This is a genomic window from Kitasatospora sp. NPDC032757 (assembly GCF_055579305.1).
Genome location: NZ_JBVINN010000038.1, coordinates 25,049 through 42,603 on the forward strand (window position 1 = coordinate 25,049; position 17,555 = coordinate 42,603).

At 72.2% G+C, this 17,555-nt stretch carries 13 protein-coding genes; 1 reads left to right on the forward strand and 12 read right to left on the reverse strand.

Going from position 1 to position 17,555, the window contains the following annotated elements; translation table 11 throughout:
* Nucleotides 1–238: 238 nt before the first annotated feature.
* The 4 genes from ACZ5WK_RS31215 to ACZ5WK_RS31230 all read right to left on the reverse strand — a co-directional run bounded on the left by ACZ5WK_RS31215 (nucleotide 239) and on the right by ACZ5WK_RS31230 (nucleotide 5,275).
* A complete protein-coding gene (locus ACZ5WK_RS31215; RefSeq protein ID WP_465552379.1) occupies nucleotides 239–3,049 on the reverse strand; it encodes an NACHT domain-containing protein in 2,811 nt (936 codons plus the stop codon).
* A gap of 41 nt (nucleotides 3,050–3,090) precedes the next feature.
* Entirely contained in the window at nucleotides 3,091–3,507 is a 417-nt protein-coding gene (locus ACZ5WK_RS31220) for a hypothetical protein (RefSeq protein WP_396325209.1), read from the reverse strand.
* Nucleotides 3,508–3,717: 210 nt separating this feature from the next.
* Nucleotides 3,718–4,929, reverse strand: a complete 1,212-nt coding sequence (locus tag ACZ5WK_RS31225) for an MFS transporter (protein WP_465552381.1) — start codon at nucleotides 4,927–4,929, stop codon at nucleotides 3,718–3,720.
* 88 nt (nucleotides 4,930–5,017) lie between these two features.
* Nucleotides 5,018–5,275, reverse strand: a complete 258-nt coding sequence (locus ACZ5WK_RS31230) for an acyl carrier protein (protein WP_465552383.1) — start codon at nucleotides 5,273–5,275, stop codon at nucleotides 5,018–5,020.
* 215 nt (nucleotides 5,276–5,490) lie between these two features.
* On the opposite strand from ACZ5WK_RS31230, the gene ACZ5WK_RS31235 reads away from it, so the two are divergent.
* A complete protein-coding gene (locus tag ACZ5WK_RS31235; RefSeq protein ID WP_465552385.1) occupies nucleotides 5,491–7,842 on the forward strand; it encodes a lantibiotic dehydratase in 2,352 nt (783 codons plus the stop codon).
* On the opposite strand, the gene ACZ5WK_RS31240 is transcribed toward ACZ5WK_RS31235, so the two are convergent.
* The 8 genes from ACZ5WK_RS31240 to ACZ5WK_RS31275 all read right to left on the reverse strand — a co-directional run bounded on the left by ACZ5WK_RS31240 (nucleotide 7,797) and on the right by ACZ5WK_RS31275 (nucleotide 17,525).
* On the reverse strand, nucleotides 7,797–9,641 hold the full coding sequence (locus tag ACZ5WK_RS31240; RefSeq protein WP_465552387.1) for an AfsR/SARP family transcriptional regulator: 1,845 nt from the start codon (nucleotides 9,639–9,641) through the stop codon (nucleotides 7,797–7,799). The genes ACZ5WK_RS31235 and ACZ5WK_RS31240 overlap by 46 nt on opposite strands.
* The gene (locus tag ACZ5WK_RS31245; protein ID WP_465552389.1) at nucleotides 9,638–11,035 is read right to left on the reverse strand and encodes a condensation domain-containing protein; all 1,398 of its coding nucleotides are present in this window, start codon (nucleotides 11,033–11,035) and stop codon (nucleotides 9,638–9,640) included. The genes ACZ5WK_RS31240 and ACZ5WK_RS31245 overlap by 4 nt, the downstream gene beginning before the upstream one ends.
* Nucleotides 10,930–12,000 carry a phosphotransferase enzyme family protein gene (locus ACZ5WK_RS31250; protein ID WP_465552391.1) on the reverse strand — a complete coding sequence of 357 codons (1,071 nt, stop codon included), beginning with the start codon at nucleotides 11,998–12,000 and terminating at the stop codon, nucleotides 10,930–10,932. The genes ACZ5WK_RS31245 and ACZ5WK_RS31250 overlap by 106 nt, the downstream gene beginning before the upstream one ends.
* Before the next feature lie 70 nt (nucleotides 12,001–12,070).
* On the reverse strand, nucleotides 12,071–13,237 hold the full coding sequence (locus tag ACZ5WK_RS31255) for a glycosyltransferase (RefSeq protein ID WP_465552393.1): 1,167 nt from the start codon (nucleotides 13,235–13,237) through the stop codon (nucleotides 12,071–12,073).
* Nucleotides 13,238–13,277: 40 nt separating this feature from the next.
* Nucleotides 13,278–14,027 (reverse strand): 5-deoxy-glucuronate isomerase, encoded by a 750-nt coding sequence (locus ACZ5WK_RS31260; RefSeq protein ID WP_465552395.1) that lies wholly within the window; start codon nucleotides 14,025–14,027, stop codon nucleotides 13,278–13,280.
* Complete coding sequence (locus tag ACZ5WK_RS31265) at nucleotides 14,024–15,124, reverse strand: Gfo/Idh/MocA family protein (RefSeq protein WP_465552397.1); 1,101 nt, start codon at nucleotides 15,122–15,124, stop codon at nucleotides 14,024–14,026. The genes ACZ5WK_RS31260 and ACZ5WK_RS31265 overlap by 4 nt, the downstream gene beginning before the upstream one ends.
* On the reverse strand, nucleotides 15,124–16,308 hold the full coding sequence (locus ACZ5WK_RS31270; protein WP_465552399.1) for an N-acetylglucosamine-6-phosphate deacetylase: 1,185 nt from the start codon (nucleotides 16,306–16,308) through the stop codon (nucleotides 15,124–15,126). Before ACZ5WK_RS31270 ends, ACZ5WK_RS31265 begins: the two co-directional genes overlap by 1 nt.
* Nucleotides 16,305–17,525 (reverse strand): glycosyltransferase family protein, encoded by a 1,221-nt coding sequence (locus ACZ5WK_RS31275; protein ID WP_465552401.1) that lies wholly within the window; start codon nucleotides 17,523–17,525, stop codon nucleotides 16,305–16,307. The genes ACZ5WK_RS31270 and ACZ5WK_RS31275 overlap by 4 nt, the downstream gene beginning before the upstream one ends.
* Nucleotides 17,526–17,555 lie beyond the last annotated feature (30 nt).

A 17,555-nucleotide genomic window follows, 5' to 3' on the forward strand; every position in this document is an offset into this window, starting at 1 on the left:
GCGGCGGTGCCTGGCCGGCGGTCTCGGCGTCGATCCGATGGCGGCACCCAGGCCGCACCCCGAAAGTTCAGCCTAACGTGCCGAGGCGGCCTGTCCCCCCCGGCCGATCACCCGCCTTTACGACGTACGACGCGCCGTCGTAGTTCCAGCTCAGGCACCGGCCGGCGGGTTTCCCGCGGGTTCGGCGTCCTGCGGGCGCTCCGCGCGTTCCGCGGACCGGAGGACGACGACCTCACGTTCAGCCCGCGGCCGGGGTGCCGGGCGGGCCGAGCCGTTCGAGGGCGAGGTACGCCAGTCGCTCGGCAGCCCCGGCGCTGCGCTGCACCTCGTCGTCCGTTGTGAAGGCGTCCGTGGGCTCCGGGATGAGCTCGAGGGTGAGGATCAGGTTGTCGACTCGGGCGACGACTGTCACCGCGGCGTTGCGCTGCGCCACCGTCGTGATGGCCTCGTTGCCCAGTCCGACGACGCGGCGGGTCATTCGGGAGGTCTGGTAGTCCTGGTCCGTAGCGGCCGAGAAGTGCCACTCCGCGGCCTGCACCGCGCTTTTGCCACCACGGGGCTCATAGCCTTCCACCTGGAGAAACGCACTCTGCCAGCGGAGTTCTCGGTCTCGGTCCTGCAGCCACATGCACGGGCGGCCTGCCGGCGTCACGGAGTCGTCCGGGTGGAGACTGGCGCTCAGCACGTTCTGGAATTCGACGGGGCCCAGAAGCTCGCAAGCCGGCGGCACGGAGAGTCGCGGCCCCGGCGCGCCTGGCAGCTCCGCCGTGACGGTGCACATGCCGACTCCGCCGAGAAAGGTCGTGCCGGTCAGCAGCGCCGCGGCGGCTTTCCTGGCGAGCCGCCGGATGCGCCCTGCCGCGGCGGAAGGCACGCGGTGGAACGGCACGTGTCCGGCCTGGGCGGCGAGCCGCTGCTGAAGCGTGAGGTGGCGGAACCGGTAGACCATGCCGGCCTGGCGCAGGATGCCACGCCGGTGCGCGTCGTCCAGAAGCCCCGGCACATCCCAGGGGAGACGGCCTGTGAGCCACGGCCAGACCCTGGAGGCCACGGCGGCGCTCCACGCCGACAGTGACGCCCCGAGAACCATGAGAGCGAGAGCCGAAGCGCCGACGGCGACGGCCCAGTCACCAGCACCGACCGCGTCTCGTCCGCCGGAATCCCGCCACGTCAGCAGCATCGCTACGGGCAACGCGCAGACCCCGGCCGCCAGCAGCACCGGCGTGTTGAAGCGGGCGATGTTTGCCAGGCCCAGCGAGACCACGGTCACCCGGCGGTCGGACCGGAAAGCCTCGCGAGGGCTGCTCGCCGCCGCCTCCGGCCACCTGGGAAACAGGTTCGCGAGGGTGAGGCCGACGACGGGCAGGGACCACGGAACGGCCAGCGCCGGAACCCCCATCGCCGCGCCGGCCAGCACCGGCAGGCCGCCGAACGGCAGAATGAAGGTCAACAGAAGTCGAACGAACGACTTCGGGCGGCTGAAGAAGCGGGGTGTGCACGGCAGTTCGGGAAACGAGACGACGAGGCCGAGGGCACCGGCCAGCCCGAGTACCGCGCACACGAGCCAGACCGGCAGAGCTGTCCCTTCGACAAGATCCACCTGAGCCGATCCGAACAGGTACCGGACGGCGCCGACCACCACGGCCGAGGCGATCAGCGCGCCGACCGCCCGGCCGACGACGCGCGACACCCACCCCAGCCGCCACCAGGCCAGGTCCTGTTCGCCCCGGGACTCCAGTCGGGCAGCGAGGTAGGAGAGATGCCGCAGTGCCTCCTCCGGGCGGTCGGCGTAGAGCGCGGGCAGGAGCTGGTCCAGCAGGTGGTGCCCTATCGCGGTGCTGTCCGGGAACCGCCGGATGTCCAGCAGCTCGGCAGGGTCGCGTCCGGTGTTGCTGTACGCGGCGCGCGCGAGGGCGACTCCCAACGGAGTGGAGAGAGCCTCGCGCGCCGCCCGGGTCCGCGGGCCGGGCTGCGGACCGGTGAGCCGGGCGAGCACCGCATCCCAGGCCGAGGCTGTCGCCGTGCCGGCGCTGTGGCGCAGGTACCGGGCCACCTCGTCGAACGACAGGAGCTGCAGCCGGATTGCGGCCGTTCCCGGCAGCGCCGAACCCACTGCCCTGCTCGCCTCGTCGTATTCGGCGATCCGGCTGGTCATGACGAAGCGGTCCGATGGACGCAGCTCCTTGCGGAGCGCCTTCAGCGCGGCGGCACGGACGGTGGAGTCGATCTCGTCAAATCCATCGAGGACCAGCAACAGCCGCCCCGCAGTGAGGAGTTCCTCGCCGAGGCGCGACCCGCCGACACTCCGTGCTGCCAGTGCCGGGTAGTCGGCGGCCAGGCGTCGCACCGCCCAAGCGGCGAAGCCTTCCGTGGTCGGATCCCACAAGGCGAGCCGGAGGATCACCGGGACCGGTGCGCCGGGCTGTCGCAGCGTCAGACACTCCAGGGCCAGGCGCAGAGCGAGGACGGACTTGCCGCTCCCAGCCGGGCCGAGCATGAGCAGGCGCCCGGAGGGCACACGGGAGTAGAGCGCGGCCACGTCGCGGGAGTCTCCCGCGAGGTCGAGCGGCTCGTCGGACTCACCTGCCCGGATGCTGGCCCAGTGATCGGAGAAGGCCTCCGCGGTGAGCCAACGCACCGCGAGGGGCTGCGGGTGGCCGAGTCGGCGGACGGCCTCCTCCCGCTCGCACTCGCGGCGCACCTCATGGGCCAGGTTCTCGGCAGCTGCGTCCATCTGCTCGGCGAGGCGCTGTCTGAGCTCCGGACTCGTGCTCAACCGGGCCCGGCGCAGCCGCTGCCACTCTCTGCGCAGCGGAAGGGACGCCGCCGCCGACGCGGCCATCCCCACGATCAGCCAGGTGACCCCGCCCCGGCTTCCCAGCACCTGGCCGACCGGCACGAAGGAGAGAACCAGTACGACCAGCGGTACGGCCACAAGCAGGGCGGCGACGAGCGGGACGCTCTTCCCGGCCCTGATGTTGATGGTGCGGATGACAATGTCCCGATCCGCCTGGAAGACCTTCGCCCGGCCGTGCGCGGTCGCCTCCATCCGGGTCACCCGCGACGGGGGGACCTCATCCCCTGGCTCGGTCATTCACCCGTGATGTGCTGGTCCCGGCCCGCCATGAAGACTCGTGCGTGGTCGTGGGCTTCCGCCCGCATGACGACCTGGGCGGGCCCCTCCCGTCGCTCCTCGGGCAGCATCGGCAACAGGTGATCGTCGAGGAGGCGGCGCAGCTCGTCAGCGAATCCCGGCACGGTGCGCAGGAGCTGTTGGAGCTGCAGGCGCCACGGCGCGGCCAGTGCCTGCTCGGTATCGGCGTCCTCGGCCACCCGCGCGGCCAGCACCTGACGGCGAAGAACGTCCAGGTCGCTCCCCACGTCGTCGGCATGTTCCGGCCGGACTCTGCGCCACAGTGCCACGGTCGCCGAACGCGCCTGCTGCCACGCGTCGGTGGCCATGGCGCCCACCAACGCGGATCCGGCTGCCAGTGCCAGCGGATCCATCCGTCCTCCCCTGTTGACCGACCACGGTGCCGGCGGCCCCCACCTCACCCGTGCCGAGGCCCCGTGCCCGGAGCACCATCGTAGGACGCGTACCCGAACGCGCGCCCGGAAATGCACGAAGCCGTGGGCGACTTCGGCCTATGACCTCCTCCTTCCGGTTAGCGGCAACGCCCCCCTCGGAGCGAGGCGTCCGCGACGGGACATCGCACCTCAAGCGGACGGTCGAGCCTCACCGCGGCATCCCTCGGCCGGCACGTCCGGGACGAGAACTCTGTCGGGCTTGCCGAGCGGGCCCGCCCAGAAGGACAGGGTGCTCACCACGACGGCGAGCGCGATGCCCGCGTAGACGTCCGCGACCCGGTCGGTCCGCTGGATCAGCCAGGCGCCGCCCAGCGCGCCGATCGGCTGTCCGGCGCCGGCTATGACCATGGCGACGGACTGGACTCGTCCCAGGTACTCCTCGGGCACGATGCTCTGGCGGAGTGTGAGGGTGCGGACGGCGAACAGGACGGGTAGCCCGGCGGCCGCCGCCCACAGGATGCAGGACGGCCAGAACGAGGAACTGCGGGACATGGCGAAGATGAGGCAGCCCCACGCGGTGGGCATGCCCAGGATGACGCTGCGGAAGGAGAGGCGCCGGGTGATCCGGCCCGCGGCGAAGGTCACGGCACCGATGCCGACGCCGTCCGCAGCGAACAGCAGACTGACCTGGGTGCCGTCGGCGGCGAGGTGCACATGGGCGAAGTAGACGATCTGCGACCAGATGGTCCCGCTCAGGATGTTGAAGAAGACCGACAGCATCGCGACGTTCCGAAGCGCAGGATGCCCCATGACAAGGCGTACACCGGCGCTGATGTCGGCCCGGACCGTCGCCCCGGTACGGCGGCGGCGTCCGTTGAAGGGAGTCCGGATCATCCTCAGTGCGAGCGTCGAGACGAAGAAGGAAGCCGAGTCGAAACCGAAGACCCAGGAGACCGGCATGCCGCCGCCGACGAGAGCGCCGGCGATGACCGGGCCGAACACGGAGGCGACCGCGTAGCACCCCTGGAGCCTGCCGTTCACCGCCGCAAGGTTGCTCCTCCCGGTGAGCGCCGGGACCGCGGTGCCGTCGACCGCTCGGGACACCAGGCCGAGCGACGTGTTCGCGAACGCGATGCCGTACAGCCAGACGGCGTTCAGGCCGTCGACGAGCCACAGGCCGGGGATCATGCCGATGACCACGCCTCGTGTCGCGTTCGACCAGGCGAGCGCGCGCAGCCGGTCCACCCGGTCGACCCACGCGCCCACCACCAGCCCGAACAACACGAAGGGGAGGAACGTCGACAGCGTCGTCAGGGCCAGGTTCCAGGCCGAGCCCGTGAGCTCGAACACCAGCAGTGGGAGGCCGAAGGCCGTGAACGACGAGCCGAGGCTGGAGACCACCTGACCGGTGAGGTACAGCCGAAGGTCCCGCCGACCGGTCGCGGCCGTGCGCCTGGGGTCGGCCTCTGGCGCGGTCGGAGGCCGACGGTCAGCGGGGCGCGGCCGCACGGGCGACGACGACGTCGGCGAGCTGCACGGGCGTGCTCGCGGCGAAGACCTCGCGGATCGTCACCTTCGCCTGGAACGCCTTCTGGAGCTTCGCGACGAGGACGCCGGCCAGCACCGAGTTCCCGCCGGACTCGAAGAAGTCCGAGTCCGGGCTGATCTCACCGTCGGCGTCGAGGATGTCGGCGAAGATGCCGATGATGTCCGCCACCACCGGCCCGTGTTCCGTCGTGGTCGCCATGAAGCCTCCGGTTGTTCCTGGGGCTGCTTCGGGAGCAGCGCTGATCGGGGTGCCTTGCGAGGTGGATGCTAGGAAGACGGCCTTTCCCCTCGCTTTCGCCCGCCGTCCGGCGAAAAGGTGTCGAAAGCGCCTCCGAAGATCCTGGGAGGGTACCCGCGGGTCCAGCTCGCCGAAGCCTGGCGAGCCCCGCAGACCGCTCATGGAGGGGCAGGGCGTTGAATCACGAGGAGGTTCCGATCTCTGCGGACGGGGACGCGTCGGACTCTGGGGCACGGTCTTCCGACCACGGCGCGGCCGGTCTGATCGATCTCGGCCGTACCCGGTGGCGGATCCAGCCCGACTTCGTCCTGCGCGGCGCCGGGTTCCCGGTGGCCGATGCCCTGGCGTTGGGCGATCGGGAGCTGGCGGCAGCGGCGGACCGTGAGCCGGACCAGGGGGACCAGGGGAAGTTCGCCCCGGTCTTCGCCGCCGCGGCGGACCGCTCGGTCGCGACGATGCGTGAGCTCCTGGCCGGTCCGCTCTACGCCGAGGCGCTGACCTGGCAGAACCTTCAGGCGGCGAAGACGCTCAGGAAGCTCGTCACCGACGAGGACATGTCCGATGGGAAGCGTCGGCGGCGGATGACAGCGCTGACGAGCTACATCCAGCGCTACACCACGAAGAACGACACCGTCGGGTTCTTCGGCCCGGTGGCCTGGGCGCGGATCGCACCGGGCGGCCCCACGTTCACGGTGGACGCCGGGCCCGCGCTGGTCCGCTCCCGGGCCGTGTTCTTCGAATGGTGGGTCATCGACACCCTGGCCGGGCTGTGGTCCCAGGACCCGGAGATCGTCCCCGGCCTGCGGCCGGTCGTCGCGGAACACTGGTCGGTCCGGGAGACCGGAGTGCGCGGCCCGCGCGGCCGGACCCCCGACCTGTCGGCCGAGGACCTGGACCTGCTGCTCCGCTGCGACGGATCGCGAACCGTCGCCCAGCTCGCGGAGACCTCGCCGGAGGGCGACGCACTCCGACGGCTCGGCGCCCTGGCGGAGCGCGGGATGGTCGTCATGAGCCTGGCCGGACCGTTCGAGGCGTATCCGGAGCACCGGCTGCGGGACCGGATCCTGGAGCTGGCGGACGGACCGGCGCGGACCAGGATGTTGTCGGACCTGGACGAGCTGATCGCCGGCCGGGACCGGATCGCGGCCGGCGCCGGCGACGTGGAGGCGCTGGAGCGCGCCATGGACGACCTGAACGGCGCGTTCGAACGGATCACGGGCGAGAGCGCGGTGCGGCGCAGCGGTGAAACCTACGCCGGGAGGACGCTGGTCTACGAGGACACCACCCGGGACTTCGACCTCGTCCTCGGAGCCGGCGTGCTCGATCGGATCGCCGAGCCGCTGGGCTTGGTCCTGGACAGCGCGGCCTGGCTGGTCGACCGCGTCGGGGCGCAGTACGAGGACTGGCTCTGCGTCCTCCACGAACGCCTTCGGGTGAAGTCGGGGGACGGCGAAGTCACCCTCGACCACCTGGTGGGCGCGGCCACCAGGGGCCTGGAGTTCGGACACCGCAGCATGCCGCAGCTGGTGGCCGACCTGTCGGAGGAGCTGCGGGCGAAGTGGACCGGGATCCTGGCCGCCGAGCCCGGTGCCGGACGGCACCGGGTCCGGGCCCGCGACATCGCCGACCGGGTCCGCGCCGAGTTCCCCAGCGGGCCGGCGCGATGGTCTTCCGCCCAGAACCACTCGCCGGACCTCCTCATCGCCGCCGCAGACGCCGAGGCGATCGCGCGCGGGGACTTCTTCGTGGTCCTCGGCGAGGTGCATCCGGCGATGAACACGCTGGAATCCCGCCCCCTGGTGAACACGCACCCCGACCCCGCCCGGCAGATGGCGTGTGCGGCGGCGCTCCACGCCGGCCGCCGGGTCGTGCCGGTGCCGTCGCGCTACTCGGCCAGCGTCACCTCGCGGACGTATCCGCCGGCGCTCCTGAGCGAGGACTACGCGTACTGGTCCATGCACGCGCGGACGACGGGCGTGCCCGGCCGGATCGTGCCCGCCGCCGACCTCGTGGTCAGGAGGGTCGGTGACCGGCTGACGGTGGCGGAGCGGAACGGCGAACTGCGGGGGGACCTCCTGGAGTTCGTCGGCGAGTACCTCTCGGGCGTCATCGTCAGCGCGTTCGGTCTCACCGCAGCCGGCTCCCACAGCCCCCGGATCACCGTGGACGAGCTGGTGGTCGCCCGGGAGTCCTGGTCCTTCAAGTGCGCCGGCCTCACCTGGCCGGCCGTCGCCGACGACGCGGCCCAGTTCCTGGCCGCCTGGCGCTGGCAGCGCGAGAACGGGCTCCCCCAGCAGGTGTTCTTCCTGGTCACGGGAGAGATCAAGCCGATGTTCCTCGACTTCGCCAGCCCGGCCTCGGTGCGCCTGGCCGCGAAGATGGTCCGCGGGTCGCTCGCCGCCGACCGGGACGGCTCGCTGCGGGTGAGCGAGATGCTCCCGACGCCCGACCAGTGCTGGCTCCCCGATGCGCAGGGGCGACGCTACACGTCGGAACTCCGCCTGGTCTGCTCCGCCATGAATCCCTGATGGACGGTCCGGTCCGTGTGCCCGTAGAGGTAGGCCCGGACCAGGTTGGGGACCCGGTAGTGGACCCGGCCGGGCGACCCGCCGGGGACCTCGTGCAGCAGATGCCCGTCCACCAGGCGCTCCACGATGTGCTGGGCCGTGGACCGGTGACTCTCGAGGGCCCCGGCCAGGCTCTCCGCGTCGGCCGGGCCCGCGCGTCCGGCCGTGAGGAGCACCGTCCTGAGCATCTCCGCGGGGAGTGCCCGGAACTCCGCCTCGATCCCGGAGAACGCGTCCCGGTCTCCGAGACGCAGCGTGCTCCACGCCGCCCTCGGATCCTGCATGCTGAGGAGCATCTCGGCCAGCTGCCGGCGCGGTCGGGCCGCGAGCCGTTCCGCGAGCATCCGGACCGCGAGCGCCTGGCCGTCGGCGAGGCGCACGAGGCGGCGCGCGGCCCCCGGCTCGGCGGCCACCCGGCCCCGCCCGATCACCGCGGTCAGCAGGCCGAGCGCGTCGTCATCGGACAGCGCGCCGACTTCGGCCCAGTGCGGTCCGGGAAGCCCCGGCAGCCGCGTCCGGGCGGTGATCACCACGCCGCATCGGCTGCCGCCCGGCACCAGGTGGCGGATCTGCGCCTCCGACGCGGCGTCGTCGAGGACGACGAGGACGTCGCGGGCGGCCAGCAGGCTGCGATACAGGTCGGCGCGCTCGTCGACGTCGCGGGGGACGGCGTCGGACGGGACCCCGAACGCCCGGATGAAGCGGCGCAGCGCGTCCGCCTGCGGCACCGGGTCCGCAGTGCTGCCCCGCAGATCGATGTAGAGCTGCCCGTCCCGGAAGCGCCGTTCCGCCAACCGGTGCGCCACGTGCACCGCGAGCGCACTCTTGCCGTTGCCCGCGGCGCCGTGCAGGGCGACGACCGGGGCCCGCCGGGCGAAGAGCGCCTCGACCTTCTCGACGAGGCCGCGACGTCCCGTGAAGTCGTCGAGGTCACGGGGCGTCTGGCGAGGGGGGACCGCCGGCGATCGGCTCACGATCCCCGACCGGACGGGCGAGGCGTCCGCACGCGCGGGAGCTGCGAGATCCGCTTCCAGCGCCCGCAGTTCGGCCCCCGGCGGCAGCCCGAGCTGGTCACCGAGCAGCCGACAGCCGGCCCGGCACACCTCCAGCGCCTCGGCCCGCCGACCGGTACGGGACAGGGCCTCGGCGTAGCGGACGCGCAGCCGTTCCTGGAACGGATACCGCTCCACCTGCTCGGCGAGCCCGGCGAGGAGCTGCTCCGGTCTCCCCAGGCCCAGCTCCAGGTCGCTGTACGACTCCCAGGCCGCCAGGAGCTCCTCCTCGAGGCGGCTGATGGTCCCGGTGAACGCGATGTTCTCCAGATCGGCGCCGAACGGGCCGCGCCACAGTGCGACGGCCTGCCGCATCAGCGCGACAGCCGCGGTCGGGTCACCCCGGTCGGCCGCGGCCGCGGCCCGGCCGGTCCGGTCCCGGAACAGCTCGAGGTCGACCTGTTCGGCCGACACGTCGAGGAGGTAGCCGGGGGGCGTGGTGTGCAGCAGGCCGACGCCCCCGAGCCGGCTCAGTGACTTGCGGATCGCGGAGATGCAGATCTGGACCTGGTTGCGGGCCGTCGGCGGCGCCGGGCCGGCCCAGGCCGCCTCGGCCAGCGTGTCGAGGCCGACCGTCCTGCCGCGGTTCAGCAACAGAACCGTGAGGATCGCCCGCTGCCGGCGGGAGCGGACGGGCCACTGCCGCTCGCCGTGGGTGACCTGCACCGGCCCGAGGACCTCGAAGCGCAGACCGGTGCTCGCCGTCATGTCTCGAGCGCCTCCTGACGCGGTTCGGTGCGCGACTCCGTGAGCACTTCTGTGAGCGTGTGCGTGAACCGGCGCCCGAGTCCCGCGGGGAGGCTCCGGCCCCACTGCACCTCGATGTCCAGGCGGTCGGGGCGTTGGAAGAACCGGACTCCGAGGTCGTTCTTCGCCGACGGATACCGGGGGTAGATCGTGGTGGACATGGCCAAGCCGCCCGCCTCCCGCTCCATCACCTCGGGCAGTCGCACATAACTGGCCATGACGCTGTTCAGCCGGGTGGCCCGGGCGTCCCTGCCGGGTGCGGTCCGGCCCGCCAGATCGGTGAAGGGGAAGGTGCGGCGGCGTAGATCGGCCCGCCACAGACCGGCGTTCCGTTTCGCCAGCTCTCCGGGGGGCGCGTCACGCGAGTCCGCGCGCAGCGGGACCTCGTTGACGAAGTAGCCGAGCACGTCGCTCCAGTCGCCCTCGCGGGGCCGGACCGAAGTCGCCGCGCACACGTAGGTGGGATCCCCCGAGGCCACCGGCATCGCACGATGGACCGCGGCCATGAGGTACGCGAAGAGGCCCGTTCCGATCTCGTCGGCGCAGTGCCGGAGCCGAGCGGTCTGCGCCGCCGTCAGCGGGACCAGGCGTCGGCCGTCGTCGGCCGCTGATCCGCCGTCGCCGGATTCCCACGGGGCGGGGCGGACGCCGAGCGGCACCCGCTGATGCCAGTGCTCGGCGTCCTCGTCGCGGGCGGCCCGTTCCGCGGACACCACCCGACGGACGAGGTCGAGATGCCGGGCCTCGTCCTGTCCGACGAGCGAGCCGGCGACCGCGTCGCCCATGCGGCGGACGAGCGCGAGATAGCCGACACCGTCGTAGACCAGGTGGTGGGTGATCGCGATCAGGGCGGTGCGGTCGCCGCCCAGCCGGACCGCGATCACCCGTGCCAACGCGCCCTCGTCGGACTCGAACGGCTCACCGGCCCGGCTCACCGCGTAGTCCGCGAGCGCCTCCGGGCTCAGGCCGGGCAGTTCGACCGTCTCCACCTCCGGGACCTCGCGGCTGATCCACTGGACCACCCCTCCGGTGTCCGGGTCTATGCCGAAGCGTGCTCGCAGCCCGGGGGTCAGCCCCATCAGCCGCCGACCCGCCGCCGCCAGGTCGGCATCCGTGACGGGCCCTCGGATGTGCATGACCGTGGGCGCGTTGTACGCACTGGCGGACGGCGCACGCTGCTCGGCGAAGAACATGGAGGTCTGTCCCGCAGTCGCCGGTGGGCGGACCGCGGTTCGGCCGGGATTCATGGTCACTGGGGATGTGCTCCTTGCCGACGAATCGTTCCTGGATAGGGCCGGCCTTCCAGGTGCTCCGCCATCGACGCGAGGATTCCGGCGATCCGCTGCGGGCCCCATTCGGCGACCGCCGCGTTGACCGGCACCGCCGCCGTGACGAAGTTCAGAATGATCGTGTCGCGTAGCAGCAGGTGTGCCTCGAGAAGGTCGTCGAAGCCCTTCGGCAGCGGTCGGACCCGGCAGTAGCCGGCCAGGTACGCGTCGGCGAACGCCGCGTAGGCCTCCGGTTCGCCTCCTGCGGCCCGGTAGACGGAGGACAGCACCGTGGCGATGTCGAGGAGGAAGTGGCCGGTGCCGCAGTCGTCGAAGTCGATGACGCCCACACTGCCGTCGGGCAGGGCGATCATGTTCCCCCGGTGCAGGTCGGCGTGGATCCGGCCGCTGTCGCCCGGTTCGCCGGACTCGAGCAGCGGCGTGATCGACGCGGCGATGTCCCGCAACGTGGCCACGCCCTGGCCGCCGAGCTGTCGCCGGGCCGCCTCGGAGGTCAGGGCGTGACCGTCGAGGAGGATGGTCCGGGCGTCCCACACCGGGCGGTCGAAGTCCGGGAGGGACACCTCCAGGGCGTTTTCGTGCAGGTGGGCGGTGACCGAGCCCATGCTCTCGGCCGTCCCCGGTCGCCGGTACGGGGGGTCGGCAGTTCCGGGCACCCAGTGGAACACCGCGAGGGAGGAGGCTTCGCCGTGTCCGGGGACCGCCACGGGCACCACGAAGCTTCCGTCGCCGGCTTTGACCGGCCCGGGGACGGCGACGGTGCCGGAGGCCGCCAGCGACTCCAGCCACCTCATCTCGCTCTGCTGCTGGCGGGCGGAGCGGCCGTCGCGAACGGACAGCCGGGCCATGAACGCCGCGTCGGATCCCCGCTCCGTGACCCGCCACACGGCGTTGTCCTCGTACTGTTGGGCTTCCATGGCCAACAACGCGCCGTCGAAGCCGTAGTGCTCGGACAAGGCGTCCCGCGCCAGGCTCTCGAGGCGGTCGAGCTGTGCATCGTGGCTCAGGTCGGAGAATCCGAGAGACGCCATGTGCTTCCTTTCCACAAAACCGTTCAGAGACCCGGTCCGATCGACTCGGCTCCGAGTCATCCGTGAGATGTCACCGGGCTGCCCGACCGGCCGCGGGAGGTGTGGGACGGACGCCGCCGGCTTCGGCGACGATGTCCAGGAAACCTTGCCGGTAGCGCTCCCACTCCTCGGTCAGAATCGTGCCATCGACATGGCGTCGGGCATCCGGCTCGGCCGACGCCTGCAGCACCGTCAGGAGCTCGGCCGCGAACGCGTCCACGTCGTCGACCGCCGTGAAGACGGCCGGCGACGCCCCGGCGCCGTCCCGGTGGCCCGGGATGTCCGTCAGAACGAGGGGGAGGCCGTGCTGGCGCGCTTCCAGGACCGATATCGGCACCCCCTCGAAGCGGCTCATCGAGACGAACCCGACGGCGCCGGCCAGGACGCTGTCCACCAGGTCCCGCCGCCACACGGCGCCGAGCCAGACCACCCGGTCGGCGACGCCGAGCTGGTTCGCGAGCAGGTAGAGCGGGATGTTCTGGTCGCCTTCGCCGATGACGACCAGACGGATCACCTCGTCCGTCCGGGCCGCCGCCTGGGCGAACGCGCGCAGCAGCGCGTCGTGCCCCTTGTGGGGGTACAGGCTCTGGATCGCGACGAAGTAGCGGTCCCGGGACCAGTCCCAGGACGGCGGCTCGGCCGGGGCGGAACGTGGCTCCACGGCGTTGGTCAGGGTTCGGACCTTCCCGGCGGCCACCCCGACGTCGTCGAGGAGGAACCGGGTCGAGCGGCCGCCGACCGCGACGATGTAGTCCTCGCCGCGGGAGAGCGCGCGGTCGAGCAGGTTCCTCCGGCGGGTGCGGTTGTGGGAGTAGTCGGAATGGCAGAACCTGACCACCGTACGGGCGTTGCGGAGTGCGGGGCGGATCGACGGATACAGGCGGCCGTCCCCGAGCTGCATCAGGACCGTGGTGTCGCGGACCAGCCGCTCGAGGAAGGCGAGACGGCGCAGCCGGGCGCGCGGGGCGACGACCAGTCGTGCCTCGGAAAGGAGTTCGGCGACCAGGACGTTGCCGCGGCCGGGCTCGAGGACGCAGACCGTGACCCGGTACCCGGCCTCGATGAGGATGCGGACGTGGGAGAGCAGGACGCGTTCGAGCCCGCCGACCGTGAAGTGGCGCAGGAGGAGGACGACGGCGGGGGCCTGCTGTGCAGCGGGCGTGTCGGCGATCGGATCTGCTGATGTGTCAGGGGTCATGGAAGTCTCCGGGAAGGGGTTGCTGCGTCTGCCGCACGCCTCAGCGGTCGAGCAGCCATTCGTGGGCCGGGTCGGTGCGGAGGGCGAAGTGGTTGTCCGCGCTCCCGTGGGCCGCCCACAGGTAGTAGATGTCGTGTCCGCCCGCGACGGCGACGGTGTGGTAGCCCTTGGGTACGGCGGCCAGCATGCCGTCGGTGACGATCTCGGTGTGCGCGTCCCGCACCGATCCGTCGTAGGTGAGGAAGATCCCGAACCCGGTGTCAGGCCGCACCCGGAACAGGAACGCCTCCTGGAGCGCGGTCTCCTGCGGCGGGTCGCTGAGCTGGTGCCGATGGGGTGGATAGGTGGACCATCGGCCGTCGTGGGCGAGTGTCTCTCCGAGGAGCACGCCGCACGTCTGCGGGGGTTGCAGCAAGGTCGTGACATGCCGCTCCCACGACCCCCTGCCGCGGACCTCCGGCTCCGGAACGGTGATCGGCGTGATGCGCGCCGGCTCGCGTGTGGCGGGAGCCGGCGAGGAGATCACCCCCACGTCGGCGGCCGACCGGCCTCCCGCGACGGTGAGCGCGGCACCCGGCGGGACGAGCCATCCGGCCGCGGGCGCGGTGAACGGGTCGGTCCGGTCGACCACGTGGCGCTCGCCGTCCACGGTGGCGGTGAGCTCCCCGGAGATCAGGATCAACGCCACTTCCTGGTCCACGGCGGCACAGACCCTGAGGTCCTCGCCGGTCCGGAGCCGGTGGTGGGTGAGCCGCAAACCGTTGGGAGTGTGCACACTGGTCGTCGTCATTCCGCTGCTCCGTGGGAAACCGGGTGGGGGATGCTGATGCGTTGTCCTCGCTCGCTCGCCTCGAACATCGAGACGCCCGTGGCCACGGCGAGAGCGGCGTCCACGGCGGTGGCGAAATCCCGCCGCCCGCCGTCGACGACGGTGTCCACGAGGGCCGACAGCATGCGGGCGTCGGCGCCGGCGTGGGTTCCGTACTCCCGGTCGATCCGGTGGACGACGCGACCGCCCGGGTCGGAATCGAACCGCACACGGTGAGGGCCGTCGGAGGTGTCGTAGTCGATGACACAGCTGCCGCTCGTGCCGCGCAGCGTGCAGCGGTACCCCTCGCGCGGCGCGTCGGCGGTCAGCGAATAGCGTGCCGTCGCACCGGACTCGTACCGGATGTCGGCGCGGATGCCGTCATGGATGTCCGCGTCGGTGGGGATGCTGTCCAGTCCCGGAAGGTAGCGATCGCGCTTCAGGACGGCCTGGACGCTCACCGGGCGCGAATCGAGCCACCAGGCGAGCAGGTCCAGGTGGTGGCAGGACTTGGTGACCTCCAGGCCGCCGGAGGCGGCGCGGGTCCGGTGCCACCGGGTGTAGTAACTCCGCGCGTGCGAAGGCTTGAGTGTGTAGTGCAACTCGGCGTCGACCACGGCTCCGATCCGTCCCTGCGCGAGCCACTCGCAGACCGCCGCGTGGACGTTCGTGAACCGCAGGTTGTGCCCGACGAGCAGTTTCGCGGACGCTCGGTCGGCCTCCGCGACGAGGTCGAACGCGTCGCGCACCGTGGTGGCCAGCGGCTTCTCCACGAACGTCGTGCAGCCGGCGGTGAGGGACCGGCCCACGTGGTCCCGGTGTGTGGCGTCCGGCGAGGCGACGACCACCAGATCCGGCCGGGTGTCGGCGAGGATCCGGTCGACGTCGGACGAGTGGCCGACCGCGGCGCCCGGAAGATCGGACGCGATGCTGCGGGCGGCGTCCGGGTCCGGGTCGACGACGGCCACCGGGGTCGCGCGGATCTCCGTGAACGGCGCGGCGCCGGCGAGCCACGGTGCGTACAGCTTCCGGGCCCGGGTGCCGGCTCCGATCAGGACCACCCGTATCGGCCTGGCCATCAGAGACCGTCCGGGGTGACGGCCGGTACCGGACGGCCCGCCAGGATCACGTCCCGGATCTCCAGATCGGGAGTGAGGATCACCGCGTCGCCGTCGGATCCGGGCAGCAGCGCTCCCTTACGGGGATACAGTCCCACGGTGCGGGCCGGTGTCGCGGTCGCCATCGTCAGGACGTCCGCCACCGGAGCCCCGGTCAGGGCCCGCATCCGAGGCAGCGTCATGGCGAGCGGCAGCACGCTTCCGCACAGGCTCCCGCCGTCCTCCGTGGCCGCGTACCCGTCGTGGACGCGTCCGGTGGCGGCCCCGACCCGGAAGGTCCGGCCGACGGCGAGTCCGGTTCCGGCCGTCGCGTCGGACACCAGGCACAGCCGGTCGGGCCCGAAGCAGCGCAACGCGATGGTCAGCAGCGTCCCCGGCAGGTGACGGCCGTCGGCGATGACCTCCGCGGACAGGCCTTCGGACGCCAGCGAGGCCTCCAGCAGCCCGGGGATCCGGGCCAGGCCGGGACGCGTCAGAGTGGACTGGCCGCTCCACAGATGCGCCAGATGGGTCGCGCCGAGGCTGCGGGCCCGCTCCAGCACCTCGGGAGAGGCGCTGCTGTGGCCGACCGAGACCCGGACCCCGTTCCCGGACAGGTGGGAGATGAGCTCGTCGGCTCCGGCGAGCTCCGGCGCGAGAGTGACCATCCGCAGCACGGCCGGCAGCGGGGTGAGCTCGCGCAGCAGCTCGGCCGGCGATCGCAGCCCACTGCTGTCGTGGGCTCCGCGCTGGGCCGCGTCGATGCAGGGCCCCTCCAGATGGACGCCCGCCAGCGTCGGTGCACCCTGATCCGTCAGCAGCGCCGCAGCGGTTTCCAGGGCGGCGGCGGTGACGGCCGGCGCGGCGCTCGCCAGCGTGGCCACCGCGGTCGTCGTGCCGGCGCTCAGGTGCGCTCCCAGGATCGCCCGCCACGCGGCCGCGTCGGGTTCGGTGAAGTCGTGGCCGAGGGCGCCGTGGACATGCACGTCCACCAGCCCCGGACCGACCACGCAGCCGCTCGCGTCGACGCATAAGCGGTCGTCGTCGTGCGGGCAGCGGTCGCGGACCACGCCTCGGCAGATCACGACGTCGCCGACGCCTGACCGCCCGCTCCGGGCGCCTATCACCGTCCCCGAACGGATGACGGCGCACCCGCCTGCGCTCATCGCTCCGCCGCCGGCCGTGCCCCGGACGGGGTACAGGCGCACCGGGTGCCGACGGGGCCGCCCGGCAGATGCCGGTCATAGGATCCGCCATCCCAGAGGTAGCGGGTGCCGTCGGGGGCCAAGGGGTCCGCGAGCGCCCGCGGCACCAGGTCGTCCAGGGCGCCGGCCAGGACGTCGGCGCGGTCGGCCTTGCGCAGCAGCCCCAGGTCCTGGAGGCGCTCGGAGTGGATGTGCTGCTCCGACTCCCGCAACTGGCGGGGGATGGCCAGGGTATTGGCCCCGGTCGCCAGGACCTCGCCCAGCATGTTCGCCCCGGCGGCCCCGATGAACAGGTCGCAGGCCCGCAGCCAGGGCAGGAGGTCCGGTTCGTAGTCGCGGATCTCCACGCCCGGGTCCTCCGCCCAGAGTTGCCCGAGCGCCAGCCGGTCCCCCGGCTCGAGGTAGGGCCCGGGCACCAGCAGGGCCCGGTCGAACTGCCCGCGTCGGCGCTGGAGCGCCGCGGAGAGCGCCCGCCACAGACCGCCGGCACCCTGGCCGCCGCCCATGGCGGCGACGACGAGACGCGCGTCGGGGTCGATGCCCAGCGCTTCGCGGGACTGAGCGGCGCTGAACGGATACGGCTCGGCGAGATAACCGGTGTAGTGGAGGCGGTCCGCCACCTCCTTCGAGACGTCGTAGTACTCCGCGAGGTCGAAGACCTCCCGGTGGGTGTGCACGTTGAACTGGCAGTAGTGGTCCAGGATCCACGGGCTCTGGTCGGGCGAGAAGTACTCGCGCGTCGTCTTCGCCCGGTCGAACAGCACGCCGCGCAGGGTCAGCACCGCGTGTTCGGCGTACCCGGCCTCCAGGGCCGGGACGAGCTCGTCTTCGGCGCCCCGGGGAATATGGTCGCTCAGCAGCACCTCGGGCCGGTAGTGATCGAGGAAGACCGTGATCAGATCCCTGCGGACCCGATGCAGGACGTCCTCGGGGACGGCGAGCCGCGGCCGCAGGTTCCAGCCGGTCGGGTCGTCGAAGTTGGCGAACGACGGGATCTTGACGACGTCGACCTCGGCGGGGAGCAGGTCCAGGCCGCGGTACGCCCCGGTGACGCCGGCGATCGAGTAGGGCTCGGGCGAGCGGAGCAGGTAGTGGGCGACCTTGGCCGTGCTGGACGTGTGGCCGAGGCTGCGGCCGTTGTGCCAGTACAGGGCGACCCTGCGGCGTTCGTCGGGCATGGTCCGGCTTTCTCCTCGTGGTGGGCGTGG

Bases quoted from the DNA above. Each gene is read 5' to 3' on its own strand.
- ACZ5WK_RS31215 (WP_465552379.1), bottom strand. From the start codon at position 3,049: ATGGAGGCGACCGCGCACGGCCGGGCGAAGGTCTTCCAGGCGGATCGG.
- ACZ5WK_RS31220 (WP_396325209.1), bottom strand. From the start codon at position 3,507: ATGGATCCGCTGGCACTGGCAGCCGGATCCGCGTTGGTGGGCGCCATG.
- ACZ5WK_RS31230 (WP_465552383.1), bottom strand. From the start codon at position 5,275: ATGGCGACCACGACGGAACACGGGCCGGTGGTGGCGGACATCATCGGC.
- ACZ5WK_RS31240 (WP_465552387.1), bottom strand. From the start codon at position 9,641: ATGACGGCGAGCACCGGTCTGCGCTTCGAGGTCCTCGGGCCGGTGCAG.
- ACZ5WK_RS31245 (WP_465552389.1), bottom strand. From the start codon at position 11,035: ATGGGGCCCGCAGCGGATCGCCGGAATCCTCGCGTCGATGGCGGAGCA.
- ACZ5WK_RS31250 (WP_465552391.1), bottom strand. From the start codon at position 12,000: ATGGCGTCTCTCGGATTCTCCGACCTGAGCCACGATGCACAGCTCGAC.
- ACZ5WK_RS31255 (WP_465552393.1), bottom strand. From the start codon at position 13,237: ATGACCCCTGACACATCAGCAGATCCGATCGCCGACACGCCCGCTGCA.
- ACZ5WK_RS31260 (WP_465552395.1), bottom strand. From the start codon at position 14,027: ATGACGACGACCAGTGTGCACACTCCCAACGGTTTGCGGCTCACCCAC.
- ACZ5WK_RS31265 (WP_465552397.1), bottom strand. From the start codon at position 15,124: ATGGCCAGGCCGATACGGGTGGTCCTGATCGGAGCCGGCACCCGGGCC.
- ACZ5WK_RS31270 (WP_465552399.1), bottom strand. From the start codon at position 16,308: ATGAGCGCAGGCGGGTGCGCCGTCATCCGTTCGGGGACGGTGATAGGC.
- ACZ5WK_RS31275 (WP_465552401.1), bottom strand. From the start codon at position 17,525: ATGCCCGACGAACGCCGCAGGGTCGCCCTGTACTGGCACAACGGCCGC.